At 72.4% G+C, this 24,187-nt stretch carries 28 protein-coding genes and 1 pseudogene; 11 read left to right on the top strand and 18 right to left on the bottom strand.

Features of this window, described 5'->3' with window-relative positions; genetic code table 11:
* The first annotated feature begins 11 nt into the window (after nucleotides 1–11).
* From ACZ4VW_RS20240 to ACZ4VW_RS20230, 3 genes are all read left to right on the top strand, one after another.
* On the top strand, nucleotides 12–248 hold the full coding sequence (locus tag ACZ4VW_RS20240) for an ABC transporter ATP-binding protein C-terminal domain-containing protein (protein ID WP_467964344.1): 237 nt from the start codon (nucleotides 12–14) through the stop codon (nucleotides 246–248).
* A 100-nt stretch (nucleotides 249–348) separates the two neighbouring features.
* Nucleotides 349–1,143 carry an aldo/keto reductase gene (locus ACZ4VW_RS20235; protein WP_467964342.1) on the top strand — a complete coding sequence of 265 codons (795 nt, stop codon included), beginning with the start codon at nucleotides 349–351 and terminating at the stop codon, nucleotides 1,141–1,143.
* Between the two features lie 75 nt (nucleotides 1,144–1,218).
* Complete coding sequence (locus tag ACZ4VW_RS20230) at nucleotides 1,219–1,686, top strand: RICIN domain-containing protein (protein WP_467964194.1); 468 nt, start codon at nucleotides 1,219–1,221, stop codon at nucleotides 1,684–1,686.
* A 40-nt stretch (nucleotides 1,687–1,726) separates the two neighbouring features.
* Here ACZ4VW_RS20230 and ACZ4VW_RS20225 read toward each other — a convergent pair whose 3' ends face one another.
* The gene (locus tag ACZ4VW_RS20225; RefSeq protein WP_467964192.1) at nucleotides 1,727–2,593 is read right to left on the bottom strand and encodes a class I SAM-dependent methyltransferase; all 867 of its coding nucleotides are present in this window, start codon (nucleotides 2,591–2,593) and stop codon (nucleotides 1,727–1,729) included.
* A 70-nt stretch (nucleotides 2,594–2,663) separates the two neighbouring features.
* On the bottom strand, nucleotides 2,664–3,596 hold the full coding sequence (locus tag ACZ4VW_RS20220) for an AraC family transcriptional regulator (RefSeq protein WP_467964190.1): 933 nt from the start codon (nucleotides 3,594–3,596) through the stop codon (nucleotides 2,664–2,666).
* Nucleotides 3,597–3,678: 82 nt separating this feature from the next.
* Between ACZ4VW_RS20220 and ACZ4VW_RS20215 the strand changes: the two genes are divergently transcribed.
* Nucleotides 3,679–4,560, top strand: a complete 882-nt coding sequence (locus tag ACZ4VW_RS20215) for an NmrA family NAD(P)-binding protein (RefSeq protein ID WP_467964188.1) — start codon at nucleotides 3,679–3,681, stop codon at nucleotides 4,558–4,560.
* A gap of 45 nt (nucleotides 4,561–4,605) precedes the next feature.
* On the opposite strand, the gene ACZ4VW_RS20210 is transcribed toward ACZ4VW_RS20215, so the two are convergent.
* Complete coding sequence (locus ACZ4VW_RS20210; RefSeq protein ID WP_467964186.1) at nucleotides 4,606–5,580, bottom strand: helix-turn-helix transcriptional regulator; 975 nt, start codon at nucleotides 5,578–5,580, stop codon at nucleotides 4,606–4,608.
* Between the two features lie 83 nt (nucleotides 5,581–5,663).
* Between ACZ4VW_RS20210 and ACZ4VW_RS20205 the strand changes: the two genes are divergently transcribed.
* Nucleotides 5,664–6,128 carry a hypothetical protein gene (locus ACZ4VW_RS20205; RefSeq protein ID WP_467964184.1) on the top strand — a complete coding sequence of 155 codons (465 nt, stop codon included), beginning with the start codon at nucleotides 5,664–5,666 and terminating at the stop codon, nucleotides 6,126–6,128.
* Here ACZ4VW_RS20205 and ACZ4VW_RS20200 read toward each other — a convergent pair.
* Nucleotides 6,118–6,858 carry a class I SAM-dependent methyltransferase gene (locus ACZ4VW_RS20200; protein WP_467964340.1) on the bottom strand — a complete coding sequence of 247 codons (741 nt, stop codon included), beginning with the start codon at nucleotides 6,856–6,858 and terminating at the stop codon, nucleotides 6,118–6,120. The genes ACZ4VW_RS20205 and ACZ4VW_RS20200 overlap by 11 nt on opposite strands.
* Nucleotides 6,859–6,894: 36 nt before the next feature.
* Complete coding sequence (locus tag ACZ4VW_RS20195) at nucleotides 6,895–7,200, bottom strand: 4a-hydroxytetrahydrobiopterin dehydratase (RefSeq protein WP_467964182.1); 306 nt, start codon at nucleotides 7,198–7,200, stop codon at nucleotides 6,895–6,897.
* 100 nt (nucleotides 7,201–7,300) lie between these two features.
* On the opposite strand from ACZ4VW_RS20195, the gene ACZ4VW_RS20190 reads away from it, so the two are divergent.
* Entirely contained in the window at nucleotides 7,301–8,110 is an 810-nt protein-coding gene (locus tag ACZ4VW_RS20190; protein ID WP_467964180.1) for a helix-turn-helix domain-containing protein, read from the top strand.
* Here ACZ4VW_RS20190 and ACZ4VW_RS20185 read toward each other — a convergent pair.
* The 3 genes and pseudogenes from ACZ4VW_RS20185 to ACZ4VW_RS20175 all read right to left on the bottom strand — a co-directional run.
* Entirely contained in the window at nucleotides 8,100–8,516 is a 417-nt protein-coding gene (locus ACZ4VW_RS20185) for a hypothetical protein (protein WP_467964178.1), read from the bottom strand. The genes ACZ4VW_RS20190 and ACZ4VW_RS20185 overlap by 11 nt on opposite strands.
* Nucleotides 8,517–9,002: 486 nt before the next feature.
* Nucleotides 9,003–10,361, bottom strand: a complete 1,359-nt coding sequence (locus ACZ4VW_RS20180) for an outer membrane protein assembly factor BamB family protein (protein WP_467964176.1) — start codon at nucleotides 10,359–10,361, stop codon at nucleotides 9,003–9,005.
* A gap of 277 nt (nucleotides 10,362–10,638) precedes the next feature.
* Nucleotides 10,639–10,815 (bottom strand): annotated as a pseudogene (locus tag ACZ4VW_RS20175) (site-specific integrase); the annotation flags it as partial.
* A gap of 518 nt (nucleotides 10,816–11,333) precedes the next feature.
* On the opposite strand from ACZ4VW_RS20175, the gene ACZ4VW_RS20170 reads away from it, so the two are divergent.
* Entirely contained in the window at nucleotides 11,334–11,741 is a 408-nt protein-coding gene (locus ACZ4VW_RS20170; RefSeq protein WP_467964174.1) for a DUF6896 domain-containing protein, read from the top strand.
* 150 nt (nucleotides 11,742–11,891) lie between these two features.
* Here the strand turns inward: ACZ4VW_RS20170 and ACZ4VW_RS20165 are convergent, their stop codons facing one another.
* Nucleotides 11,892–12,128 (bottom strand): chaplin, encoded by a 237-nt coding sequence (locus ACZ4VW_RS20165; RefSeq protein WP_467964172.1) that lies wholly within the window; start codon nucleotides 12,126–12,128, stop codon nucleotides 11,892–11,894.
* Between the two features lie 476 nt (nucleotides 12,129–12,604).
* Between ACZ4VW_RS20165 and ACZ4VW_RS20160 the strand changes: the two genes are divergently transcribed.
* A complete protein-coding gene (locus ACZ4VW_RS20160) occupies nucleotides 12,605–13,045 on the top strand; it encodes a VOC family protein (protein ID WP_467964170.1) in 441 nt (146 codons plus the stop codon).
* Between the two features lie 85 nt (nucleotides 13,046–13,130).
* On the opposite strand, the gene ACZ4VW_RS20155 is transcribed toward ACZ4VW_RS20160, so the two are convergent.
* Complete coding sequence (locus ACZ4VW_RS20155; RefSeq protein ID WP_467964168.1) at nucleotides 13,131–14,360, bottom strand: MFS transporter; 1,230 nt, start codon at nucleotides 14,358–14,360, stop codon at nucleotides 13,131–13,133.
* Nucleotides 14,357–15,730 carry an NAD(P)-binding domain-containing protein gene (locus ACZ4VW_RS20150; protein ID WP_467964166.1) on the bottom strand — a complete coding sequence of 458 codons (1,374 nt, stop codon included), beginning with the start codon at nucleotides 15,728–15,730 and terminating at the stop codon, nucleotides 14,357–14,359. Before ACZ4VW_RS20150 ends, ACZ4VW_RS20155 begins: the two co-directional genes overlap by 4 nt.
* Nucleotides 15,731–15,870: 140 nt before the next feature.
* Between ACZ4VW_RS20150 and ACZ4VW_RS20145 the strand changes: the two genes are divergently transcribed.
* Nucleotides 15,871–16,233 carry an ArsR/SmtB family transcription factor gene (locus tag ACZ4VW_RS20145; protein ID WP_467964164.1) on the top strand — a complete coding sequence of 121 codons (363 nt, stop codon included), beginning with the start codon at nucleotides 15,871–15,873 and terminating at the stop codon, nucleotides 16,231–16,233.
* 58 nt (nucleotides 16,234–16,291) lie between these two features.
* Nucleotides 16,292–16,621, top strand: a complete 330-nt coding sequence (locus tag ACZ4VW_RS20140) for a hypothetical protein (protein ID WP_467964162.1) — start codon at nucleotides 16,292–16,294, stop codon at nucleotides 16,619–16,621.
* Between the two features lie 195 nt (nucleotides 16,622–16,816).
* Here the strand turns inward: ACZ4VW_RS20140 and ACZ4VW_RS20135 are convergent, their stop codons facing one another.
* The 3 genes from ACZ4VW_RS20135 to ACZ4VW_RS20125 are packed head-to-tail and all read right to left on the bottom strand — an operon-like array spanning nucleotide 16,817 to nucleotide 18,996.
* Nucleotides 16,817–17,872 (bottom strand): ArsO family NAD(P)H-dependent flavin-containing monooxygenase, encoded by a 1,056-nt coding sequence (locus ACZ4VW_RS20135; RefSeq protein WP_467964160.1) that lies wholly within the window; start codon nucleotides 17,870–17,872, stop codon nucleotides 16,817–16,819.
* 10 nt (nucleotides 17,873–17,882) lie between these two features.
* Entirely contained in the window at nucleotides 17,883–18,653 is a 771-nt protein-coding gene (locus ACZ4VW_RS20130; protein WP_467964158.1) for an aquaporin, read from the bottom strand.
* A 34-nt stretch (nucleotides 18,654–18,687) separates the two neighbouring features.
* Nucleotides 18,688–18,996, bottom strand: a complete 309-nt coding sequence (locus tag ACZ4VW_RS20125) for an ArsR/SmtB family transcription factor (protein ID WP_467964156.1) — start codon at nucleotides 18,994–18,996, stop codon at nucleotides 18,688–18,690.
* Between the two features lie 110 nt (nucleotides 18,997–19,106).
* On the opposite strand from ACZ4VW_RS20125, the gene ACZ4VW_RS20120 reads away from it, so the two are divergent.
* Nucleotides 19,107–19,523 carry an arsenate reductase ArsC gene (locus ACZ4VW_RS20120; RefSeq protein WP_467964154.1) on the top strand — a complete coding sequence of 139 codons (417 nt, stop codon included), beginning with the start codon at nucleotides 19,107–19,109 and terminating at the stop codon, nucleotides 19,521–19,523.
* Nucleotides 19,524–19,811: 288 nt separating this feature from the next.
* Here the strand turns inward: ACZ4VW_RS20120 and ACZ4VW_RS20115 are convergent, their stop codons facing one another.
* The 4 genes from ACZ4VW_RS20115 to ACZ4VW_RS20100 form a co-directional block, all read right to left on the bottom strand.
* The gene (locus ACZ4VW_RS20115; RefSeq protein WP_467964152.1) at nucleotides 19,812–19,964 is read right to left on the bottom strand and encodes a hypothetical protein; all 153 of its coding nucleotides are present in this window, start codon (nucleotides 19,962–19,964) and stop codon (nucleotides 19,812–19,814) included.
* Between the two features lie 51 nt (nucleotides 19,965–20,015).
* Nucleotides 20,016–20,423: a hypothetical protein gene (locus ACZ4VW_RS20110; RefSeq protein ID WP_467964150.1), complete on the bottom strand. Its 408-nt coding sequence runs from the start codon at nucleotides 20,421–20,423 to the stop codon at nucleotides 20,016–20,018.
* Nucleotides 20,424–20,489: 66 nt separating this feature from the next.
* On the bottom strand, nucleotides 20,490–21,959 hold the full coding sequence (locus ACZ4VW_RS20105; RefSeq protein WP_467964148.1) for an amino acid permease: 1,470 nt from the start codon (nucleotides 21,957–21,959) through the stop codon (nucleotides 20,490–20,492).
* Nucleotides 21,960–22,023: 64 nt separating this feature from the next.
* Nucleotides 22,024–24,168, bottom strand: a complete 2,145-nt coding sequence (locus tag ACZ4VW_RS20100) for a phage holin family protein (protein ID WP_467964146.1) — start codon at nucleotides 24,166–24,168, stop codon at nucleotides 22,024–22,026.
* Between the last annotated feature and the right edge of the window lie 19 nt (nucleotides 24,169–24,187).

Genomic DNA, 24,187 nt, shown 5'->3' with positions numbered 1-24,187 from the left:
TGGTCCGTCACATGGCGGAGGAGGAGAACTGCGCGGTGCTCCTCGTCGAGCACAACGTGGCGTTCGTGATGGAGCTGTGCTCGCGCGTCGTGGTCCTGGACCTCGGCGGGGTCCTGGCCGAAGGGACGGCCGCGGAGGTCCGCGCCGACCCCGCCGTACGGGATGCCTACCTCGGCACGGCTCCCGCCCCGCCCGGCGGCCTGGTGACGGATCCGGCGGGGAGGACCTCGGAATGCGAGGAGATCTGAGATCGTTGTTCCTGGGAGTACTACTCGACGACGTAAGGATCGACCGCACGTGAGCACGGACAACAAGGTCCCTTCCCTCACCCTGAACAACGGCGTGGAGATGCCGCAGCTCGGTTTCGGCGTCTGGCAGGTGCCGGACGACGAGGCGACGCGGGCGGTGACCACGGCGCTGGAGGCGGGCTACCGCTCGATCGACACCGCCGCGATCTACGAGAACGAGACGGGCACCGGCAAGGCGATCGCCGCGTCCGGCATCCCGCGCGAGGAGCTGTTCGTCACCACGAAGCTGTGGAACAGCGAGCAGGGCCATGACTCCACCCTGCGGGCCTTCGACGCCTCCCTCGACAAGCTGGGCCTGGACTACGTCGACCTGTACCTGATCCACTGGCCGGTGCCGTCGAAGGACGCCTACGTCGACACGTACCGGGCGTTCGAGAAGATCCACGCCGACGGCCGGGCGAAGGCGATCGGTGTCTCCAACTTCCTTCCGGAGCACCTGGAGCGGCTGATCGGGGAGACCTCGGTCGTCCCGGCCGTGAACCAGATCGAGCTCCACCCGCACCTGCAGCAGGCTGCCTCGCGCGAGGCCCACGCCGCGCACGGCATCGCCACCGAGGCCTGGTCGCCCCTGGGTCAGGGCAAGGGCCTCCTGGAGGTCCCGGCGATCGTCGCCGTCGCGCAGAAGCACGGCCGCACCCCGGCCCAGGTGGTGCTGCGCTGGCACCTGCAGACGGGGAACGTGGTCATTCCGAAGTCGGTGACGCCGTCCCGTATCCGGGAGAACATCGACGTGTTCGACTTCGAGCTGGACGCCGAGGACATGGCCGCGATCGCCGTCCTCGACGAGAACCGGCGGCTCGGGCCGAACCCGGCCCAGTTCGGCGCCGGCGCCTGAGCGTACGGAGGGCCGGCCCGGCACCGGGCCGGCCCTCTCGCATGCCTGGGTCACCACGGAGAAGGAGTACGAGAAGTGAGCGGTTCGCCCGCGCCGGTCGACGAGGGCCTCTACCGGGTACGGAACGTGGCCAGCGGGCTGCTCCTGGAGGTGTACCAGGGATCGACCCGCAGCGGTGCCAACGTGCAGCAGGGCAAGGAGAACGGGTCGCCCGGCCAGCACTGGCGCATCACGGCCGTACCGAACGGCAGCGGCCTCTACCACCTGGTCAACGCGGCAGGCGGCAAACGGCTCGACGTGGCGAACGCCTCGACGGAGAACGGCGCCAACGTCCAGCAGTGGAAGGCGAACAACTTCGGCGCACAGGAGTGGATCATCGAGCAGGACCTCCAGTCGCCCGGGACGGTCGCGCTGGTGAGCTTCATCAGCGGGCTGCTGCTGGAGGTCGAGGACGGCTCGATGGACGACGGCGCCAACGTCCGGCAGTGGGAGGACACCGACTCGCCCTCCCAGTGGTGGCAGTTGGAGCCGGTCGTCACCTAGGGAGCGTCCGTGAGGTGTCGCCGTCCGTCGCGGACACGACCTAGCCCTTGCGCGCGGTGTGGACCGTGCGGGCGGTGAGGTGGAAGACGTCCGGGCGGTGGTGCACGGAACGGGGGTCGGAGGGGTCGAGGAGCCGGTCGAGGATCGCCAGGTCGTCGGCGGCGAGCCGGTCGGCCATGACCTCGCGCTGATGGGTGAAGTGGGCGACGATCTTCTCCCGGACGATCGCGGGGGCGGGCGGCGGCACGTCGGTCAGGAAGGAACGGGTGCCGCTGGGCGTCAGGCCGGCCGAGGCGAGCAGGCCGCGCCAGTCGTCGATCTCCTCCTCGGAGCCCGGCAGCCCCTCCCGCATCGCGCCGAACCACTCGGCGTTGACGGCGTCGAGCCGGGCCTCCAGGCCGGGACGGCCGATGCCGATGTTCCACGGCAGGTGGCGGGCGGGCAGTCCGCCCTCGACGAGGGCGACCAGTCCGCCGGAGCGGAGTCTCGTGGCGAGGGCGGCGAGGGCGGCCCGCTGGTCGCCCAGGTGGTGCAGGGAGTTGCCGGCCCAGATCAGGTCCGCCTCTCCCAGGTCGTCGAAGCCGGCGGGGAGTTCGGCGTGCAGGGTCGAGATCCGGGCGCCGAGTCCGCGGGCCTCCGCGCGGGTCCGGACGTGCTCCAGGAGTTCCGGGGAGGCGTCGACGGCGACGACCTCGGCGGCCGGGAACGCGTCGGCGAGCAGGGCGGTCACGACGCCGGGTCCGCTGCCGATGTCGAGGACGCGGCGGATGCCGGCGGCCGGGACGAGTTCGCCGAGCCAGGCGGCCGCCCGGGCATAGGCGGGTCCCTGGATCTCGGCCTCGCGCTCGAGGAACGAGGCCATCTCGCCCCAGTTGAGGTCCTTGGTGTGGTGGTGGTGTCGACTCATGCGACCAGGTTCCGGCGGGCAGGCCGAAAGCGCCAGGATTTTTGCCGTATCGGCAAGTCGTGGGGCGCGGTCACACCCGGGTGCGGTGCTCCTGCGGGCTGATGCCCCGTACCCGCTTGAAGGAGGCGCTCAGGGCGAAGGCGCTGCTGTAGCCCACCTGCCGGGCCACGGACTCGACGGTCGCGTCGGTCTCCCTCAGCAGATCGGCGGCGAGCGCGAGACGCCAGCCGGTGAGATACGCCATCGGGGGCTCCCCGACGAGCTCCGTGAACCGGCGCGCGAGGCCGGCCCGTGACGCGCCTGCCGCGGCCGCCAGCGAGGCGACGGTCCAGGGGCGGGCCGGGTCGTTCTGGAAGAGCCGCAGGGCCCTGCCGACGACCGGGTCCGCCATGGCGCGGTACCAGGCGGGGGCCTGTGCTCCCGGCCGGGAGAACCAGGCGCGGACGGCGGCGATCAGGAGCAGGTCGAGCAGCCGGTCCAGAACGACGCTCTGGCCGGGTTCGTCGCGGGAGATCTCCTCGTCGAGGAACGGCATGAGGGAGCAGTTCCACACCTCGGTCGGCAGGTGCAGCAGGGGCGGCAGCGCGTCGAGCAGGCGCCGGCTGACCTCGCCGTCCATCGCGTACGTGCCGACGAGCACGGTGGTGGAGCCGTCGGCGGCGTTGCCCCAGGTCCGTACGCCGAGGTGCATGGACGTGGAGAGCGGCTCACCGCTCAGGGTGGTGCAGACGCCGCCGGGGCCGATCACCGCCCGCGGCGGAGCGTCGGGGCCGTCGGCGACGACGTACGGTTCGGGGCCGCGGGCGATCGCGATGTCACCGGGCCGCAGCAGGACGGGCTCGCCCCGGCCGGGGACGATCCACGCCTCGCCCTCGGTGACGCACATCAGGCAGAGGGGCGCGCGGTCCTCGATCCGGATGGACCACGGCGGCTCCATGACCATCCGCAGCAGGAAGGCCCCTTTGGCCCGGGGGCCGTCGAGGAGTCCGGCGAGAGCGTCCATGAGCGCCCAGCGTAGACGGAGGCGTATGGGAGTGAGCCTGTGGAGCATGGGAAGAGGGCCGCCGCCCCGCCAGTCTGGGGACATGACAACGAACACGCGCACCGACGCGAAGAACGATGCGGTGACCGGCACGACCGGCACGACGACGGACACGCCCACCGCGCGGACGGTCCTGGTGACGAGCGCGACCGGCAAGACGGGCCGGCGGGTGGCGGATCTCCTCGCGGCCCGCGGCGCGACCGTGCGGGCGGGATCGCGTTCCGGCGTGATCCGCTTCGACTGGGAGGACGCGCGCACCTGGGCCCCCGCGCTGCGGGGCGCGGACACCGCGTATGTGAACTACCACCCGGACCTCGCCGCTCCCGGGGCGGAGGAGGCGATGCGGGCCTTCGGCGAACTCGCCGTGGCCGAGGACGTGCGCCGGCTGACGCTGCTCTCCGGCCGCGGGGAGCCGGAGGCGGTCCGGGCGGAGGAGGCGCTGCGTGCCGCGGGCGCCGAACTGACCGTCGTACGGGCCGCGTTCTTCGCACAGAACTTCAGCGAGGGCGCGCTGGCGGAGGGGGTCGCGGCGGGCACGATCGCGTTCCCGGCGGGTGACACGGCCGAGCCGTTCGTCGACGCCGACGACCTGGCGGAGGTGATCGTCGAGACCCTGGTCCAGGACGGTCACGCGGGTCTGGTCCACGAGCTGACCGGTCCGCGGCTGCTGACCTTCGCGGAGGTGGCGGCGGAACTCACCCGTGCGTCGGGCCGCGAGGTCGCGTACGTACCGATGAGCGAGGAGGAGTACGCCTCCCTGCTCCAGCGGTTCGGCCTCCCGGCGCCGGACGCGCGGTGGCTGTCGGCGCTCTTCTCGACGCTGCTCGACGGCCACAACGCCTCGGTGACGGACGGGGTGAAGCGGGTCCTGGGCCGCGAGCCGCGCGACTTCACGGCCTTCGCGGCGGAGGCGTGGAGGCTCTAGGGAGAGTGTTCTGCCGATCTTGCCGGGCCCATCGACACGACACCCCTAGGGAGCGCCCGGGCACGACTTGGGTGCGTACCGGGCCGCGAGGGCGGTGACCGTCGCGGTGATGCGGTCGCGGAGTTCGGCGGGTTCCAGGACCTCCGCGTCCGCGCCCAGGGCCAGGAAGGTGTCGTGGGCGTGGGTGACGGACTCGATGGGGAGCGTGGCGCGGATCCAGCCGTCCGGCTCGGGGACGCCGGTGGCGGCGAGGGCCCGGGCGCTCTCGCCCGTGAGGCGCTTCGCACCGTCCGGGGAGAGCCGGACGAGCGCGTCGCCGCCGTGCAGCCGGGCGCGGAAGGAGGACTGGTGGTCCGTCCAGTAGGCCGTCAGGGAGAAGTCGTCCGGGATGTCGAACTGCTCGTCGGTAACGTCGAGTTCGAGAATCTGGTCGACCCGGTAGGTACGCGGCCCGGGCCCGGCGACCAGGTACCAGCGGCCGGCCTTGAGGACGAGTCCGTACGGTGCGAGGCGCCGGTCGACATCGGTCGGCTCCTTCCACCGGCGGTAGCGGACGGCGAGGACCCGGCCGGACCGCACGGCCTCGGCGACCGCGGGCAGGAAGGGCGCGTCGACGTCCTCCGCGTACCACCCGGGCGCGTCGATGTGGAACCGGGCCCGCAGCCGGTCGACGTGGTCGCGCAGCGGCGCAGGCAGCGCGGCGCGGAGCTTGAGCTGGGCGTCGACGAAGTGGGCGCCGAGCCCGAGTTCGGCCGCGGCCCCGGGGATGCCGGCCAGGAACAGCGCCTCGGCCTCCCTGGTGAAGAGGTCGGTCAGCCGGGAGCGGTGGCCGGCGAGCAGCTGGTAGCCCCCCGCGTGGCCGGCGTCGCCGTAGAGCGGCACACCCGCCGCGTGCAGGGCCTCGACGTCGCGGTACACCGTCCGTACGGACACCTCCAGCTGCTCGGCGAGCTGGGCGGCGGTCATCCTTCCCCTGGTCTGGAGCAGCAGGAGGAGCGAGATGAGACGGCTGGACTTCACTGACACAAGGTGTCAGTGAAGCGGTCCTACAGTCCAGCCATGGCTTTCGCAGAGGCGTCGCCCTTCACCCCAGGAGTTCGCGCATGACCCGCACGCAGACCGCCGCCGGCTTCGACTTCCTCGACGGCGACTGGCAGGTCCACAACCGTCGCCTCGCCGACTTTCTCGATCCGGGCAGCGGCTGGGAGGAGTTCGGCGGGCACACCACGGGCCGGCTCCACTGGGGCGGCGGGGCGCATGTCGACGAGATCGTCTTCCCGTCGAAGGGGTTCAGCGGACTGACACTGCGGCTGTACGAGCCGGAGAGCGGCGAGTGGACCCTGAACTGGTCCGACAGCCGTACGGGACGCCTCGATCCCCCGGTCAGGGGGCGGTGGGCCGAGGACGGCACGGGAGAGTTCCACGGCGCCGACACCTACGCGGGGAAGGACGTGCGGGTGCGCTTTCGCTGGTCGGGGATCACGGACGGCGCCGCGCGCTGGGAGCAGGCGTTCGCGCTCGGCGCCGGGGAGTGGGTGACGAACTGGGTGATGGACTTCAGCCGCTGAGCGGCCGCCGGAGGGACACGAGTCGGTACGCGGGGTCGTCGCGGGGGCGGTCCTGGTCCGGCAGTGCGGCGAGCTCGGCGACGAGCGTCACCGTGGTCTCCGGGGAGCCCTCGAACCAGGAGGCGAAGGAGCCGCTGCGCAGTCTGTCGGCCACGCCGCGCGGGGTGGCGCCCTGGCCATGGCCGGTGAAGCGGGTGGCGCCGGCCGGTTCGAGACCGAGGGCGGCCGCCAGGGCCGTGATCCGGTCGGCCCGGTCCGAGCTCCTCGCGTACGAGCGGTGGGGCGCGAGCACGGCGTCGACATCGCTGCCGACGTCGTGGGCGGCGTCCTTGTCGACCGTCGCGATCAGGACGCCGCCGGGCCGCAGCACGCGGGCCGCCTCGGCGACGATCGCGTCGGCGAACGGCACCAGGTGCAGCAGCCAGACGGCGCTGACCGCGTCGACAGAGGCGTCCGGGAGGGGCAGGCGGCGTGCGTCGGCGCGGACGACGCCGCCCGGCACGCGCCGCGCCGCCTTGCGCGTCATGCCGGGCGCGGCATCGGCGCCGTACACGCGCAGGCCCGGGCGGGTGAGCCGCTCGGTGACCAGACCGGTGCCGCAGGCGAGGTCGAGGAGGGTGCGGGCGCCGGGCGGGACCAGGCCCAGGACGGCCTCGGCCGCCGCCTGCGCGCGGGGCACGCCGCCCCGCGTCGCGTCGTAACGGTCCGCCTCCGCGTCGTAGTCCAGCAAGGTCGGTCGCATGCCGGAGAGGGTAGTGCGCCGGTGTCAGCGCGCGCCGTGCCCGGGGGCGATGGTCTCGACCCGGGTCGCGAGTTCGAAGTCCTTCTCGGTGATCGCGTTTCCGGCGGAGTGGGTGTTCACGGAGACGGCGACGGTGTTGTACCCGAGCGTCAGATCCGAGTGGTGGTCGAGCTCCTGCTGGATCCGCGCCACGTGGACGACCATCGCGGTGGCCGCGAAGTGGTCGCCGAGACGGTAGGTGCGGGTGATCCGGTCGTCGTCGAACGACCAGCCGGGGAGCTCACGCAGGCGGTCCTCGATCTCCTTCTGCGACAGCGGCTCTGTGGGCATGTCCGTACTCCCTCGGTCGGGGTTGCTGACGGTGACGATACGGTCCCGGGGTCTCGATACCCGGGCCGACACCGGCGATACCGTCGGATACCGTCTGGCCATGACAACAGTCGCGATCGACACGGGAGTAGGGCCGTTGCTGCGGGGCTGGCGCGAGCAGCGGCGGCTGAGCCAGCTGGAGCTGGCGCTGCGGGCCGATTCCTCAGCCCGGCACATCTCCTTCATCGAGACGGGCCGCTCCCGGCCGAGCGAGGAGATGATCCTGCGCCTGGCCGAGCATCTGGACGTGCCGGTACGGGAGCGCAACGCGCTGCTGCTGGCGGCCGGGTACGCGCCGAAGTACGCGGAGTCGACGCTCGACGACCCGCAGCTGGAGACGTTGCGGGAGGGCATCGAGCAGCTGCTGCGGGGCTACGACCCGTATCCGGCGCTCGTCGTGGACGGGTCGTACACGGTGGTGGCGGCGAACGAGGGCATCGGGATGCTCCTCACCGGGCTGCCGGAGCACCTGCTGACGCCGCCGCTGAACGCGATGCGGATCACGCTGCATCCGGAGGGGCTCGCCCCGCGGATCCGGAATCTGCGGGAGTGGCGGGGTCATCTGCTCGCGCAGATGGAGCGTCAGATCGGTCTGGCGCGTTCGGAGTCGCTGCGCGCGCTGTACGACGAGGTCGCGGCGTATCCGTTGCCGGAGGGGGCGGGGGACGTGGAGGACCGGGAGGATCCGGAGCCGTATCCGTACTTCGCGCTGCCGATGCGGATCGAGCACGAGGGGCGGGTGCTGTCGTTCGTGTCGTCGATCTCGACGTTCAACACGCCCATGGACGTGACGGTCGCCGAGCTGGCCATCGAGACGTTCCTCCCGGCCGACCCGGCGACGGTCGCGTATCTGCAGTCCCTCAGGGGGTAGCGGCCCGCAGGGCGGACCACTGGAGTCCGGCGAACCCGGCGACGGTGGCGGCCTGCATGGGGGTCCACACCAGGCCGGCGGTGGTGGGCTCCAGCCAGGTGACGAGGGCGACGATGCTGAGGACGGCCCAGAGGATGTTGGCGTCGACGACGAGCTTGACGCCGAGGACGGGGGGCTGCGGCCGGCTGGCGAGCCAGGCGACGCCGGCGGCGAACAGGGTGAGGAAGAGGCCGAGTTCGAGCAACAGGCCGGAGTCGACCCCGAGCAGCTCGCCGAGCGGCCCGGAGGCGACGAGGTAGGCGAGACCGTTGGCGCCGGTGACGACGGCGTCGAGAGCGAGGAACCGGCGCACCATGGACTGCGGCTGGGTGGTGCGGGAGAGACCGGCGAGCAGGGCCTGGGACATGACGGATCACCCTTCGTGGGGACGTATCTGCAGGTGGTGGTGCGGAACTCGGCCGGAGTGCGCCGGCCGAGTTCCGGTGGACCTCACGATGCCGCCATGCTGGGCGCGGGTCGATTACGTACGAGGTAATGGGGCCCCTTCCAGGAACTCACTGGAGGACCCGGACCCCGAAGCTCCGGGGAGCCACTCGGTGCGCCGGGGTCCGCCTGATCCGCTGAGTGTCGCCACGCGTGGCTCCCCGTTTGGTTCCCCGGACGGACGGGGCCTCGGTTGCGGCTTCGCTCCCCAGCCGGGGTGGGGGTGTCAGGGCGCGAGGAGCTGAGCGCCCATACGCTGCCGAAACGAGCACTTGAGAATGCCTCGGCCGTCCGGCCGATCACGTGGACCGGCCGGGCAGCTGTGGTTCAGCTGTGGTCGTCCTCGTCGAGGTCGACTACCCACGCCTCGGCCGGCGGCCTGCCTTGCCGCAGGAAAACAGCCGTCGGCTCACCAGCGCTCGAACGCGGTGAAGGCATGGCCGCCGGCCGCCCCGGCGACGATGATCCGCCCGCCGTGCTCGAAGAAGTAGCCGCTGGGCGCTTCCTCACGGAAATGACGCTCGTCGAGTTCCTCACCGTCGCCGGCGTCGTACACGAGCAGCTCGGTGATGGCGCTGGCCTGAGTCGACCACTCGCACAGCACGGTGACCCTGTCGCCTCGCACGGCCAGCCCGGCCGCAGGCTCGTCCAACTCGTTGTTCCACACCTCTTCGCCGGTCTTCAGGTCGAAGGCGATCAACCGGTAGTGCCGTCCCTTGGAGTAGGTCCATGCCAGCGCGTACATCCGCTCGCCGACGACCTCCGCCTCGCTGATCTGGCCGTAGTCGCCGCTGAGCTCAATGCCCGGCCGGGTACGCCCGTCGCGGTCGAAGGAGACGAACGTGCCCGTCGCCTCGTCCGAGTTACTGTTCGAGGACCGCACGACCCTCAGCACCAAGGGGTCGGCCGACTCGATGAACACAGTGGAGTTCGTCGATACGGGGCGACGGGCGTCGATGGGAACGTTCCACTTCAGGACGCCGGTGCCGCGATCGAAGGCCGCCGCCATCAGCTCGACGTCCTCGCCGCTTCCGGAGCCCGGGTCGTCCGCGTCCTCCCCGCCGCAGGCCAGGACGGCGTGGACCTGTTCCTCGCCCACGAACGTGTCCCACACCCCGCACGCGCCAGGAACGGCCGCCGTCCAACGGGCCTTGCCGGTGCGAAGGTCGAGGGCTCGCAGGGAACGGTTGCCACCCGGCGTCCGCGCCTCCTGCTCGGTCCGCTCGTGTTCGACCAGGGCCAGGCCACCCCCCGCCTCCAGGAACTCACCCTCGGGGAAACGGCCGTCCGAGACGGTCCGCGGGGCGCTCCACAGCTCCCGCCCGTCCTTCGTGTCGAAGGCGAGGACGGTCGAGCAGCCCTTGCCCTTGCCCGGTGCGGCGGGCTTGCCGCTCCCGTCCCTGGTGGCGCTGCTCTCCGTGCCGTACGCGACGAGGAGGACCCCCTCGTCCGCGCGAGGCGCGCTTCCGCAGATCTGGTCGCGGCCGGGCGGTACGAACTCCCAGAGCTTCTTCCCGTCCTGCCCGTCGGCGATGCCGAAGCCGGTCACCGCATCGAACCGGCTGCGGACAGCGACGTTACCGACGACCCAACTGTCGTTGGCCTTGTCGTCGCTGGGCCGGTCCTTCGCGGTAGCCCAGGTCCGCACCATGGCGTCACCCGGCAGGTACCCCTCAAACGACAGGAACCAGGCGGTGATGGACCCGATCACCCCGAGTACGACCCCGATCACAACCAGCGCCTTGACGCCTTCCGCTCTGCCGGACATCACGCGCTCCACCTACCGTGCATGTCATACCCCCCCTGCGAGCGGCGTTCCGGAGACCCGCCCGACACGTTGATCTTCGAACGACGGTCAGGCTAAGGGCAGGGCCTCCCAGCGGTCCATGCCGATCCGGCTCGAGTGGAGAACGTGCCGACTGAGGGCGAATCGCGAACGCCGCGACGGCGCGGCAGTCGGCGGGGTCGCATGGCGTCGAGCGGCACTTACCGTGAGAGAGCCGAAGGGGGAGCCACCGCTGTCCCTTCCGGCCCTTGCCGGGCTTGAAGATCTTGTCCATGGCTTCCGCCCCCTCTGTGATCACTGGGCGAATCTGCTTCCGGTACACGGTCTCCGTAGTGGCCGTCCCACTGTGGCCCACGAGCCGCGCGATGACCTCGATCGGCGTTCCAGGATCTGAGAGCAGGGACACGAAACTGGTGCGGAACTCCCTGGTCGTCCAACGCCTCCGCTTGACCTGTGACAAGGCAGGTCACGCGCTACAGGAGTTCCAGCACGCTGGCCAAGGCCTCCGCCAGGCGGGATTTCACGCGATGCGAGCGGCCGCAGTGCCGCTTCGGGCGCCACCACCTGGGCTGCTTGATCAGCTTCTGACACCAGCGGCACGGCAGCGGGTCCAACTCGATCTCGACAGCCCCCATGGACGCGACCTTAGCGGCCCTCCTGACCAGGGAGAAGCCACGAACATCCTTATACGAGCCGGCGGCCGAGGCGGCTCCCGACGGCACTCACGTCGCTGACGGCGATCCCCGCCGAACCAGGCGATCCACGCCGTCGTCGGCGTCCGGGGCATCGTCACCGTCGTGAAGACGATCGGCGCCACCCACCAAGCACGGTCCGCAGGGCGCGTCGGCGCCGCCGCCGGCCCCTCGGCCGCGTGCGGAACGCCGTCCTGTGGAGACGCCGGCGGCCTCGTGGAACAATCCCTGCGTTCACGGGCTCATGGGGGGGCGACGCCGCATGGAACAGGTCGCGGCTGCGCGGGACCTCGTCCTCGGGTACGTCCGCGCCCTGAGAGCGATCGATGAGGCCATGAGGGTGGCGATGCCGTCGCTCGAACGGCCGGCGGACATCGTCGGCCTGGCCCGCTCACGCCTGATCAGCCGGAGTGGTCACATCGGCGCCTACTCCTACACGGTTCATGGGGCAGGGTGCCGCTTCGTCGGCGACGACGGCATAGAGGTCGACATGGACTTCGCGGGCGACGGAAGCGAGATCTTCGACCTCTGGCGGCTGCGCCGGTACGGGCTGAGCCTGCCGAAGCCCCTTGACGTCACGGATCAGGATCTGCGGTCCGCGGTGGGGTCCCTGGGACCACTTCTGGACGAGGTGCGACCGGGGTGGTTCAGCGTGGCAACTGGTCGTTGAGAGCCCCGACGTGCGCCCCCGTCCGCGACGTGCGACGGTCATCCGTGCGAATCCTCCGGGGCCTGGGTTCCGGTGGCGCCGCTGTCGGCCGGCCCGTGAGTACAGCGCCCGCCGCTCGTGGCGACGGGCGCTGCACACCTGACCGGCCGATCAGTCCTTGTTCACGCAGACGGCCCCATGGGCGGGGTTCAGCAGACTGAGGATGTTCACCGTGTTGCCGCAGACGTTGACGTCCAGGTCCACGGGCACCTGGATGACGTTTCCGCTCACGATGCCGGGCGAGTTCTCGGCCACACCGACCGGGTCGGGGTCCGCCAGGGCCGTGCCGGCTCCGGCGAGCGTGATGGTGACGGCCAGGGCAGCGGCAGCGAGAATGCGGTTGCGCATGGGTACCTCCTGATCGGAGCGGAGTTGCTCACCACACGACGCTGACCGAAGGACTCGGTGGTAGCAACGCCGGCGATCCATCTGGGGGGTGACACCCCACGCCCCACCGCCCCTCCCGCGGACACGTCGGCACAGGTCAGGTGCGTGGGCTGGTGGGTTTCAGGGGCTACCGAGCAGGCCGAGGCCGGTCCGAGCGCGGATGTTCGCGATGGCGCCGTCCGGTGCGAGCGTCACGTCGGCCATGACGGGGTGACGGGGTGTGGCGGGACGATCGGGTGCGGCGGGAAAGAGGCTGCTCCAGGACGAGACCGGCAAGGGTGTCCCGGCTCCGTGGATCGATCGGGGAAGTGGCGTGCCCCCGCGCGCACGCCGGGCAGCGTCGAGGATGCTTGGACCAGTGGGGACGGCATGCCGCCGCTGATCGTCCTCATGGGAGCGGCCACCACCGGCCGGACGAGGAAATGGGAGACACCGGCATGGCGATTCAGCGGATGGACAACGTCGGCATCGTCGTCGAGGACATGGATGCCGCCATCGCGTTCTTCGTGGAACTCGGTATGGAGCTGGAGGGCAGGACGACGGTCGAGGGCGGCTTCGCCGACCGGTGCACGGGACTCGACGGCGTCCGGTGTGACATCGCGATGCTCCGGACCCCGGACGGTCACAGCCGACTCGAGCTCGCGAAGTACCGCAGCCCAGCGGCGATCAGCGCCGGGCCACGCGACCGGCCGCACAACATCGTGGGCACGCACCGCGTCATGTTCGCCGTCGACGACATCGAGGACACCGTTGCCCGCCTGCGCCCTCACGGCGCCGAACTCGTCGGCGAGATCGCGCGGTTCGAGGACAGCTATCTGCTCTGCTACCTCCGCGGCCCGGAGGGCATCATCGTCGGACTGGCCGAGCGACTGCGCTGAGAAGGAGACGCCGAGCCGAGCGGCCGGGCGCCGGTTCTCCAGGTCGGCAGGGGCCGGCTGATGTGCGCTCGCCGGTTCGGGTGAGTCATCCCGGCGGGCCCTTCGGCGGGCGGGTGCCGAGGGCTGTGACGGCGGCGATGACCGACAGTGCCGAGAGCGAGGCGAACAGCGCGGGGTAGCCACCGAGGGGGCCGGCCAGGACGGCGCCGGCGAAGGGGGCCAGGGCGGCTGCCACGTGGGCCGGTGCGCCGAGGAGGCCGGAGAGCCGGCCGTAGTGCGCCCCGCCCCAGCGGTCGGTGACGGAGGTGGCCTGGAGGAGCGTGAGGTTGCCCCGGACGACCCCCGCGAGCACGGAGACGGCGAGGAGGACCGCGTACGGTCCGGCCACGGCCGCGAGGGCCGCGGTGGTGAGCCCTCCGAGCGCGATGAGCGTGACCGTCCGCGCGGTGACGCCGAGGCGACGGGCGAGGGCCGCGTACAGGGTGCGGCCGAGAGTCTGTCCCGCGCCCCCGAGACCGAGCGCCCATGCGGCTTGGGTGGTGGTGTAGCCCCGTTCGAGGAGGAGGGGGACGAGGCCGATGACGACGGCGTACATCGCGAACGAGGACAGGGTGAAGGTGACGGCCAGCGTCCGGAACGCGCGGCTGCGCACCACTCCGACACTGCCGCCCGTGACGTGCGCGGGGCTCTCCGGGGCCGGTGGCCAGGGCGCTTTCAGGGCGAGGGCGTGGGCCGGGACGGTCAGGACCGCGAGGATGCCGGCGAGCACCGCATAGGTGGCGCGCCAGGACATGTGGTCGGCGAGGATCGCGGTCAGGGGTGCGAAGACCGTGGAGGCGAGTCCGCCGGCGAGGGTGACGATCGTCAGCGCGCGCACGTGGTCCGGGGCCCACCAGCGAGTGAGCGCGGCGAAGGCGGGCTGGTAGAAGGTGGCGGCCATCGCGGTGCCGGCGAGCAGCCATCCGGCGGCGAAGACGGCCGTGTTGGGGGCCGCTGCCACGAGGAGCAGGCTCAGGACGCCGAGGACGGAGCCGACCGTCATGACCAGGCGCGGCCCACGGTGGTCCAGGACGCGGCCGACGTAGATCCCGGCGAGGGCGGAGACGACGAGAGCGGCGGAGAACGCCGCGGTGGTCGAGCCCGCACTCCAGCCCGTGTCGGCGGTGATCGCCGGGTTGAGGACGGGAAAGGCGTAGTAGACGATGCCCCAGCTCGTGATCTGGGTGAGGCACAGTGCGGGCAGGACGGCGCGGGGCCGCGACCGGTCCCCTGTTCCGGTCGCGGCCCCGTCCGCACGGGTGTGGAGGTGGGTCACGAGCCGCAGGAGGGTGCCGGCGCGGTGGTGCCGAGCTGGATGAGCGCCGGGGAAGGAGCGCAGCAGCCGCCGCCGTCCGCCGCCTCGTCGGTCTGCGGCTGGTCGAAGAGGCCCGCGCCGCCGCAGACACCGGTCTCGGGCAGGACGAGTTCGACGCGCTCGGCGGACTCGCGGTCCCCGGCGATCGCCGCGGCGACGGAGCGGACCTGCTCGTAGCCGGTGAGGGCGAGGAAGGTCGGCGCGCGGCCGTACGACTTCATGCCGACCAGGTACAGGCCCTCCTCCGGGTGGGAGAGCTCCTTGAAACCGTGCGGGTAGACGGTGCCGCAGGAGTGCTGGTTCGGGTCGATCAGCGGAGCCAGCTCGACCGGGGCCTGGAGGCGCTCGTCGAGGCCCAGGCGGAGCTCGTCGAGGAAGGTCAGGTCGGGGCGGAAGCCGGTGAGGACGATGACCTCGTCGACCGGGTCGAGGCGGCTCCCGTCCTCGGAGACAAGGACCAGGCGGTCTCCGTCACGCTCGATCGCCTGCGTGCGGAAGCCGGTGACGGCGTCCGCGTAGCCCTCGTCGACCGCCGCCTTCGCGGCGAGGCCCAGCGCGCCGCGGGCGGGGAGCTGGTCGGCGGTGCCGCCGCCGAAGGTGGAACCGGAGATGCCCCTGCGCAGGATCCAGGTGGCGTGCGTGCCGCTGCCGTCCTCGGCCTTCGCGAGATCGGCGAGCGAGGCGAGCGCGGTGAAGGCGGAGGCGCCGGAGCCGATCACGGCGGTGCGCCGGCCCGCGTATCGGGCCCTCGTGGCAGGGTCCCTCAGGTCCGGGACGCGGTACGAGATCCGGTCGGCCGCCGCGCGCTCGCCGAGGGCCGGGAGGCCGTCGCCGCCCGCCGGGCTCGGGATGGCCCAGGTGCCGGAGGCGTCGACGACGGCGCGGGCGAGGACGCGCTCCTCGCGGCCGTCGGTGTGGGTGACGTACACCGTGAAGGGCTGGGCCTCGCGGTCGGCGTCGACGATCCGGTCCCGGCCCGAGCGGGAGACGCCCGTGACGCGGGCGCCGACGCGGACCTTGTCTCCCAGGACCTCGGCGAGCGGCTGCAGATACCGCTCGGCCCAGTCGCCGCCGGTCGGGTACGTCTTCGCGTCGGGCTTCACCCAGCCGGTCGGCGCCAGGAGCTTCTCGGCGGTCGGGTCGGTGACCTCGCCCCAGGTGGAGAAGAGCCGCACGTGCGCCCACTGGCGTACCGCCGCCCCCGCTCGTGCCCCGGCCTCCAGGACCAGCGGCTCGAGGCCCCGGTCCAGGAGGTGGGCCGCCGCGGCCAGGCCGGCGGGGCCGGCCCCGATGACCACGACGGGCAGCTGCTCGGTGGCGGTGGCGTTCATGACGAGTCCCCTTTGTTTCGACGTCTGTCGATCTCTTGCGCCTTCAGCATGACACTGGATATCGATGAACGTCAACATAGACGTTCATCGAATCCAGCCTCGCCCTGAACCTCTGCTTCGACATGTGTCAACATAGACGTATGTCGAATGTGAAGGTGCTGCCCCTGCTGGAGCCCGCCGTCGAGCCGTGCTGCCCGCCACTGAACGAGCGCCCCCTGACAGCCGAGGAGGCCGAGCGGACCGCCGTCATGTTCAAGGCGCTGGGCGATCCGGTACGGCTGCGGCTCTTCTCCGCCGTCGCCTCGCACGCGGGCGGCGAGGCGTGCGTCTGCGACATCTCCGACGTCGGCGTCTCGCAGCCGACCGTCTCCCACCACCTGAAGAAGCTGAAGGAAGCCGGACTGCTCTCCTCCGAGCGGCGCGGCACCTGGGTGTACTACCGCGTGGAGCCGGCCGTCCTCGCCGCCTTGGGACAGGTCCTCACCAAGGCCGCCACGGCGTGAAGCCGCCCGCCTGGGCGTCCTGGCCGGCGCGGAGTGGTGGCTGAGGAAAGGGGTGACGATGACGTCCTGGGTACCCGACTCATGCACGCTGCCCACCGCCGAGCGGCCGCTGCGGGTCGCCGAGTTCGACAGACTGTTCGCCGCGTCTCTGACGGATCTGTCCCGGCCGGACCGGCTCCGGCTACGACTGGTGCTCGCCAGGGCCGAAGGCGTCGAGGAGACGGTGCGCGATCTGGTCGCGCGCGAGAGCGGCTGCTGTTCGTTCTTCCGCTTCGCCATCCACCCCGGCCCGGAGCGGATCGATCTGGACATCTCCGTCGACAGCGCCCATGAGGCCGTGCTGGACGCCCTTCAGCGGCAGGCCGGCGACCGCCGGGAAGCGCGGTGACCGTCGGAAAGCGCGGTGACCGGCGAAGAGCCGCGCAGCGAGCCGGGTGCGGGCGGGTACGTCGGGGGCGCGCCGGCGCGATGGCGTCGCCCTCGCCGACAGAGCGCGGCGGGGCAGACGACGGCTGTCCGTTCACGACGGCCGTGCACGCGACGGCCTGACGTCGGCGTTCGGATTTCTCTCGCCTGCCGGCGCTCAGCGCAGCAGTACGGCGATGGCGCGAGCGGCTTCGCGTGCCGGACGGCCGACGCCGATGAGGGTGGCGGAGGCGGGGCCGGTCCAGTCGCCGTAGCCGAGGAGGTGGAGACGGGGTTCGCCCACCGCCCGGGTGCCGGCCGTGGGGATGTGGCCGCGGTGTCCGCGCAGCCCGAGGGGGGCGAGGTGGGAGAGCGCGGGGCGGAAGCCGGTGCACCAGATGATCGCGTCCGCCTCCGCCGTGGTTCCGTCGGCCCAGGCCACCCCGGTCGCGCTGATGCGGTCGAACATGGGCTGGGCCTTGAGCAGGCCGGCGCCGCGGGCGGCACGGACGGACGGCACGGCGACGATGTCGCCGAGGGAGGCGACGCCTCCGCCGTCGGTCCGGCCTTCGTCGAGAGCACGGCGGCGAGCGGTGGCATGGTCGAAGAGGGCGCGGCCGTCGATGTCGTCGGCGAGGTAGCGCGGTTCGCGGAGGGTGACCCAGGTCAGGTCGGTGTCGTACGCGAGGTCGGCGGCGATCTGGGCACCGGAGTTCCCGCCGCCGACGACGATCACGCGCTGCCCGGCGAGGTCGGCGGGGCGCCGGTACGCGACGGTGTGGAGCTGCGTGCCGCCGAACTCCGCGCGCCCGGGGACGGCGGGCACGAACGGGCGCCACCAGGTGCCGGTGGCGCTGATCACCGAGCGGGCTCGCCAGGTGCCGGCGTCGGCTTCGACGCGCAGGAACCGCCCGTCGCGGTTGACCGCTTCGACCCGGACGGGGCGGACCACGGGGAGCTCGTAACGCTGTTCGTAGTCGCTGAGATAGCCGACGACGTGGGCCGCGTCCGGGTACGTCTCCCCCGGCTGGGGTGGCATGAGCCGACCGGGCAGCGAGGAGTACGCGGCAGGGGAGAACAGGTGAAGGGAGTCCCAGGTGTGCCGCCAGGCGCCGCCCGCGGCGGGCTGGGCGTCGAGGACGACGAAGTCGAGGCCGAGGCGGCGCAGGTGGTAGCCGGCGGCGAGCCCGGCCTGGCCGCCGCCGATCACCACCACGTCCACGCCGTGTGTCATGCGCCGTGTGTCATGCGCCGGTCGTCCTGCCGCGCGGGAAGACGACCGCGACCAGGGCCAGGCCCACGGCCGCGCCGATCAGCTGCGTGGCGACGAATCCGGGGACGGAGGCGGGGGCGATGCCGGCGAAGGTGTCGGTGAACGCGCGGCCCACGGTCACGGCGGGGTTCGCGAAGGACGTGGAGGAGGTGAACCAGTACGCGGCGCCGATGTACGAGGCGACCGCCACCGGCGCGAAGCGGAGCCGGTCGGTGCGCGCCAGGCCGAAGATCAGCAGAACGAGTCCGGCGGTCGCGACGACCTCGCCGAGGAGCAGGTTGCCCGCCGAGCGGTCGTGCGTCGACCACTTCACCAGCGGCTCGCCGAACATGGCGTCCGCCAGCACCGCGCCCCCGATCGCGCCGACGACCTGGGAGGGCACGTAGACGGCGAGTTCGCGCGCGTTCACGCCCGCACCGCCGCGGCGGGCGGTCCACCATTCGGCCAGGGTGACGGCCGGGTTGAAGTGCGCACCGGAGACCGGCCCCAGGAGGGCGATCAGCACGCCGAGTCCGAAGACGGTGGCGGTGGAGTTGGCGAGGAGCTGCAGGGCGACGTCGTCGGTGAGGCCGGTGGCCTGGATGCCGGAGCCGACGACGATCGCCACCAGAGCGGCGGTGCCGACGAACTCGGCCGCGGCACGTGCGACCAGCGGGGAACGGGGCGGGGTGGCGCCGGGCGCGGGCTGCGGCGACGCGCCGGCGGCTATGGCGTCGCTCGCGGCGGGCTCGGTGGCGGTCACGGGCAGGGTCTCCTCGGGCAGGTGAGGCGAGAGGCTACGGACAGGCTCTCTTGGAGTCGGTGTTGGCGCGCGCGGCCTCGGCGAGCGCGGCGAACCGCGCGGCCAGGGCTTCGATGACGTCCGGCTTGAGGCGGTAGTAGGTGAACCGGCCGCAGGGTTCGGTCTCGACGACCCCGGCCTCGCGCAGCACCTTCAGGTGGTTCGAGAGGTTCGTCTGCTTGGCACCTGTCTCCTCCACGAGGTGGGTGGTGCACAGCGTCTCGCGGGCGAGCAGGTTCACGATCTGGAGGCGCAGGGGATCACCCAGAACCCGGATCAGATCAGTATCGACTGACGTCATCATGGGCTGATACTGTCACATCACCCGGCAGTGATACCAGCCTGGGCTGATCTCTTTGAATGCGCGGTGGGCGCTTCTCGCCCTCACCCGCGCCGTCCCCCGAGGATGAACCGATGACCGCTCCGCTCGCCTCCGTGCTCTTCGTCTGCGTCCACAACGCCGGCCGCTCGCAGATGGCCGCCGGATTCCTCAGCCACCTCGCCGGCGACCGGATCGAGGTTCGCTCGGCCGGATCCGTCCCCGGCGACCAGGTCAACCCGTCAGCGGTCGAGGCGATGAAGGAGGTCGGCGTCGACATCTCCGCCGCCGCGCCGAAGGTCCTCACCACCGAGGCCGTCCAGGCGTCCGACTACGTCATCACCATGGGCTGCGGCGACGCCTGCCCGATCTTCCCCGGCAAGAAGTACCTCGACTGGGCGCTCGAAGACCCGGCGGGCAAGGGCGTGGACGCAGTCCGCCCCATCCGCGACGAGATCAGGACCCGTATCGAGGCCCTGATCGCCGAGATCGACGCCCAGCGGAAGGCGTGACCTCACGTCACCGGCCTGTTCATCGCCGATCCCGGCGTAAGACCCCGGGCGCGCCACGTACGGCGGCCGGGCGGGCCGACCCGGCGGAGATCGTTCCTGTGCGGAGGCGCTGACGGTCTCGGCTTCGGGCCGGGGGGCGGAGGCCGAGGACGGAGGCCGGAGGAGAGTTCCGCCCCTCGCCGCGTGAGGAGACCGCGGGAGAGGCGGATGTCCCGGCGGAGTCCGGGCGCTCGGGGCGACGAGGGTGACGGATGCCGGCACCCGAGTTCCCGCTCGTGATCAATTCACCTAGCGGGCGGGGCGGGTCTCGGAGGCGGGGGTGCGGGCCGGCTCGGGCTTGGGGGGCCGCGCGCGTTCCGGTTCGGTGGGCGCGCCGCGTTCGTTGCGGGCGGCTTCGGCGCGCAGCAGGGCGTGGAGGACGGCGAAGGGGTCGGAGGGCATGACGGTGCTCCTGACGGTGGGGGGTGAGGGGCTGCGAGAGGTACGGCCCTCTCAGCAGCGCATCACCACATACCGCCGGGCGCCGTCGCGCGGGCACGGTACGGGAGCGGAGACGGCGTCCCCCGGCTCGGGCGCCTCGGTCTCGGGACCGCACCGCCGCCCTCCGCCGCGCCGGGCGGACTTCCGCCGTGCGCGGCCACGGGACGCCGGGGCCGCCGCCCCGGACTCGGCCACGTCGTGCGTCTCCCCGCCGGTGTCGGCCGCACCGGCGGCGGCGGGGCGCACCTCGATGCCGGCGGGGCCACTGCCTCCGCCGCAGGCACCGAAGAGGGCGGCCAGCACGAGCAGGACGGGAACCACCGCACGCGCCAGGGCGGAGGCGTGGTGCCCGGCCGCGTCGCGCGCCGCCCCGCCCGCCGGGGCGGCGGGTGCGGCGAGGGGCGCGGAGGCGGGGCTCATGGAGATGCGTTCTGCCCCGGGGCGGGCCCGGCGTGCCGGGCCGGGCGGCGAAACCGCCCGGGCGGCCTACGCCGGGACGCCCGGATTCACGCGCTCGGACGCGCCGCCGGAACCCGTCGCCGACCGCTGCACCGGCATCGGCATCGGCACCATCTCCGGCTCCAGCTCCGGCTCCGGCACGACGTCCCCTGAACCCCGCCGCACCTTGCGGGCCGACATCCACGCGTACACGAGCACGCCCGCGAAGAGGAACAGCACGCCCTGGTACACCGCCGCGTAGCCGGAGCCCGCGACGAGCCACATGGAGAAGCCGAACGCGGCGGCCGCCAGGACCCCGTCGCGGATCAGACGGGCGCGGTCGACACGCTCGGAGCGGCCGGAGAGCAGGAAGTAGATCTGAGCGGCGGTGGAGAGCAGGTACGGGACGGTGGCGGTGAACGTCGTGACGAGGACGAGGATCTCGAAGACGCCCTCGGTGCCCACCGTGTAGTTGTAGACGGTCAGCAGCGAGGCCAGCACCACGGTCACGAGGACGCCGACGGTCGGGACGCCGCGCCGCTTGTGGGTGAAGACCTTCGGGAAGAGACCGTCGCGCGCCGCCGCGTAGGGGGTCTGGGCGCTCAGCAGCGTCCAGCCGTTGAGCGCGCCGACCATGGAGACGAGGGCCATGCAGGCGATGGCGGTCCCGCCCCACGAGCCGCCGAACATGGCGTTCACGGCGTCCGAGAACGGCGCGGAGGACTCGACGAGCCGGTCGTGGGCGACCGTGCCGAAGACGGCGAGCGTGCCGAGGAGGTAGATCACCGCGGCGCCCAGGGTGCCGAGCACGGTGGCACGGCCGACGTTGCGCCGCGGGTCGCGGACCTCGCCGGCGCTGACGGCGGCGGACTCCACGCCCAGGTAGCTGAAGAGCAGGATCGCGGCGGAGGCGGAGACGGCCCCGAGCGCGCCGCCGTCGCCGGCCTGGAACGGTCCGAAGTTGGCGCTGTCGAAGAAGAACAGTCCGCCGACGGCGACCAGGAGGAGGGGCACGAACTTGAGGACCGTGGCGACGAGTTGCACGGCTCCCACGTACCGGGTCCCGGCGAGGTTCGCGAGCGCCGGCAGCCACTGGAGCGTGAGCGCCGCGGCGATGGTGGCGGCCTTCGACTCGTGCACGGGGAGCAGCACGTCGAGGTAGCCGACGGCGGCCACGGCGAGGGCGGCGTTGGAGACCCAGGCGGTGATCCAGTACGACCAGGCCGCGAGGAAGCCGGCGAAGTCCCCGAAGGCGGCGCGGGCGTAGACGTACGGGCCGCCGGTCCGCGGGTGGCGGTGGGCGAGCCGGCCGAAGACGAGGGCGAGGGCGATCGCGCCGAGGGTGAGGACGCCGAAGGCGACCAGGCTGATCGTGCCGAAGGGGGCGACGGAGGCGGGCAGCAGGAAGATTCCGCCGCCGATGATGTTGCCCATGACCAGGGCTGTGGCGATCGGCAGTCCGAACCGCCGGGCGTGCGGGTTCTCTTCCGTGGACTGTTCGGATATGGCCGTGCTCATGGGGTGGTGCGCCTCTCGTCGTGCAAACCCGCCCATGGTCCGACAGGCGAGACGCCCTACCAAATCACCTCTTTTTGTCCGGTGGAGCCGGGCCATCAACCGGAAGAAGTGCTTCCGAATCGCTCGCCGACGGGGAAATCTCCAGTGGTACCTGCGGGCCCGCGCACTCCCGCAGCCAGCGCCGGAGCACCCGGTGGACCTGCTCCGCCCCGACGAGCTCGGCCCCGTCCTCGACCGGCGGCGAGAAGTCCACGGGCGAGAGCAGGAAGGCGCGCCCCTGCTCCCCGCCCAGTCCGCCGTGCGAGCCGATCTGTTCCTCGAAGGCGTGGACGGTGCCGGTCACGGGGTCGTACATCGAGTTGACCATGATGTCGGCGACGTGCGGGAAGCCGTCCGTGCGGCGTACGGCGTCCGCCGCGCCCGGCCCGAAGACCGCGAGCGGTCCGTCGGCATCGTCGTCGCGGAGTGCGGCGACCGGCACCTCCGCCCCGTCGCGCCCGAGCACGACCGAGCCGTGCTCGGCGCTCGCGACCAGCAGGAAGCCGATGCCCGGGTGATGGGCGAGGGTGCGCAGCAGAGCGGGATGACGGCGGTCGATCTCCTCCCTGGTCATCCGGTGCGGTACGCCGGGGAAGGAGATCAGCCCGAGATTGCCGGAGGCGAGAACGACGGGCCCGGCCTTGCCGGGGACCTCGACCTGCGCCGCGTCCTCGTCCACCGGGCGGTGCAGCGCGCTGCGCAACGCGTCGCGGGCGGCGTCCCTGGCCTCGGAGCCGCTGGGGGTGCGGCGGACCCGGCGCGGTACGGGCAGCCCGCACCCGGCGCGTACGAGATCCCGCAGGGTGAGCCCGTAGGCGCTCTCGAAGGTCTCGCCGGGGCTCTGCCCGTGGTCGGAGAGGAGCACGATCCGGTACGGGCGGGGCGCGTGCTCGACGACCTTCGCGATCAGCGCGAGCGAGCGGTCGAGACGGGCGAGGACCCGGTCGGTGTCGTGGCCGTGGGGGCCGGAGTGGTGGGCCACCTCGTCGTAGCCGACGAGGTCGGCGTAGACGGCGGTCCGTCCGGCCAGGACGTCCCCGATCACCGCGGCGACCACGACGTCCCGTTCCACGACGGTGGCGAAGGCCCGGATGAAGGGGTAGGTGCCGCCGCGCGAGACCCTCGGGGTCTCCTCGCGCAGGCGGGCCCGGAGCGACTGGGTCACCTCGCGGGCGACCTCGGCGACGAACGAGAGGGCCGTACGGACGGCGTTGGCCGGGTCGGAGAAGTACGCGAAGTACCCGGCGCGCGAGCGGTTGCGCCGGCCGCGGCGGGCGGCCATCGACAGGACGAGGGCCAGCTGGTCGGCGCCGCCGCTGAAGAGGTTGCCGCGGGAGGCGCCGTCCACGGTCAGCAGCCCGCCGTCCCCGGTGCGTTCGATGGCGCGCCGCTGGAGTTCGACGGCGCTCGCCGGGCGGTTGGAGACCATCAGGCGGCCGGTGTCCTTCTCGTACCAGCGGAAGGCGGGCACGTCCTCGTTGGATCCGTGCAGGATGCCGAGTTGGCTGGCGCCGGTCTGGCTGGACCAGTCGGTGCGCCAGGGGGTGAGCCGGTGGGTGGTGTCGAGCCATGCGGCCACGGTCGGCATCAGCCCGTCCGCGACGGCGTCGCGCAGCACGCGGTGGCCGACACCGTCGAGTTGCAAAAAGAGCGTGCCGGGAGCGGGCTGGGCGGCGTCGGAGAGGGGCCGGGGGCGGGTGCGGTCGGCCAGCCGGTAGAGGCGGCGGCGGTAGGCGTCGTCGTCGCGTACGGCGAGGGCGGTGGAGGTGGCCGAGGCGACGGCCGACATCACGGCGGCGACCACGACGGCGGTCTCCGGGTCGGCCGCGCCGCGCCCGTCGGGGATGAGCCAGAGCGCTATCAGCAGCAGGGAGCCGTTGAGGAAGAACACCAACAGGCCGAGGACGAGGGCCGGTACGAGCAGGAGCGCGCGGACGGCCAGGGGCCACACCAGCGCGCCGAGCAGGCCGAAGGCGCCGGCCCCCCAGGCGGCGGTGACGGCGGTGCGGGTGGCGCTGTCGCCGTCGGGTGACTGGAGTTGGAAGTCGGGCAGCAGCCCGGCGAGGGCGAGCATGGTCAGAGTCGACACGGCCCAGACCACGACCACCCGCACCAGGGCGATTCCCGCGGTCCGCCAGCGTCCGGCGGTACGCCATCGCCCGTCACCCACGCCTGGTTCACCTTTCACC

This window comes from Streptomyces sp. NPDC029139 (assembly GCF_055564335.1).
This window is presented reverse-complemented; position numbering and strand designations above follow the sequence as displayed.